Source organism: Pseudomonas sp. P5_A2_2 (assembly GCF_054177685.1).
Genome location: NZ_JBGCUL010001267.1, coordinates 1 through 1,137, shown reverse-complemented (window position 1 = coordinate 1,137; position 1,137 = coordinate 1). Strand labels below are relative to the sequence as shown.

Genomic DNA, 1,137 nt, shown 5'->3' with positions numbered 1-1,137 from the left:
GAGCGAGCTTGCTCGCGATCGGGGCGCCGCGGTCTACCGGGCAAACCGCCCCGGCCAGCCAATGATGTTCTTCGRCCGCGGCGTTGCGTAAGTCCGCACTTTCGACGTCGACAACCCCAACCGCACCAACGATTCGGCAATAGTCACCGCCGCCGTCACCCCATCCACCACCGGTACCCCGGTACGCCGGCGAATCTGCTCGTCCAGCCCGGCCATGCCACCGCAGCCCAGGCAAATCACTTCGGCCTTGTCCTGGGTCACCGCCAGTTCGGCCTGATGCACGATGGCCTCCAGTGCGCGCTGCGGTTCGTGCTCCAGTTCCAGCACCGCCAAACCACTGGCCCGTACCGAGGCGCAACGGTCCCATAGGCCGGAGAGCTTGAGGCGATCTTCGACCAGCGGCACGGTGCGATCGAGGGTGGTGACCACGGAGTAGGCGTGACCGAGGAACATCGCCGTGCTGGCGGCGGCATCGGTGATGTCCACCACTGGCACATTGAGCAGCTCCTGCAAGCCTTCACGGCCATGCTCGCCATAGCCGGCCTGGATCACAGCGTCGAAAGGCTGATCGTAGGACATCACCCGGTCCATGACCGCGATGGCTGCCAGGTAACTTTCGAAGTTGCCCTCGATGGAGTCGGCGCCGAAGTGCGGGGTGAGGCCGACGATTTCCGTGCCGGGCGACGCGACGGCCTGCGCCGAGCGGGCAATGGCCTGGGTAATGGATTCGGTGGTGTTGACGTTGACCACGAGAATGCGCATGGGGAGTCCTTATTGCAGTTGGTTCTGCGGCCCGACAACACCGGGCCGCAACAGGATCAGTGGCTGACGTTATCGACGGCGATGGCTTCACCGCTGACATCGGCGTAGTGCGGTTGGCGCTTGGCGATGATCAGGTAGAGCATCCCGGCGATGCCGGCACCAATCAGCCAGGAGAACGGCGAAACGCTGTGGAACCCCGGCACCAGGGCCAGGACGATGGCGATCAGGGCGGCGGGAATGAACGCCGCCACCGCGCGTAAATTGACCCCGCGGCTGTAGTAATAAGCGCCATTCGGGTCTTCGCTGTACAACTGCGGTACGTTGACCTGGCCTTTTCGCACCAGCCAGTAGTCGACCATGATCACGCCGTACAAC

Annotated in this window: 2 protein-coding genes; both read right to left on the bottom strand. The window is 64.0% G+C overall.

Translation table 11 applies throughout. The features are described 5' to 3' along the window. Positions 1-33: 33 nt before the first annotated feature. Positions 34-762, bottom strand: a complete 729-nt coding sequence (locus ACXRVY_RS30700) for an aspartate/glutamate racemase family protein (protein ID WP_458239166.1) — start codon at positions 760-762, stop codon at positions 34-36. A gap of 56 nt (positions 763-818) precedes the next feature. Continuing rightward, positions 819-1,137 (bottom strand): cytosine permease (locus ACXRVY_RS30695; RefSeq protein ID WP_458239165.1); only part of this gene is annotated, 319 nt, incomplete at its 5' end.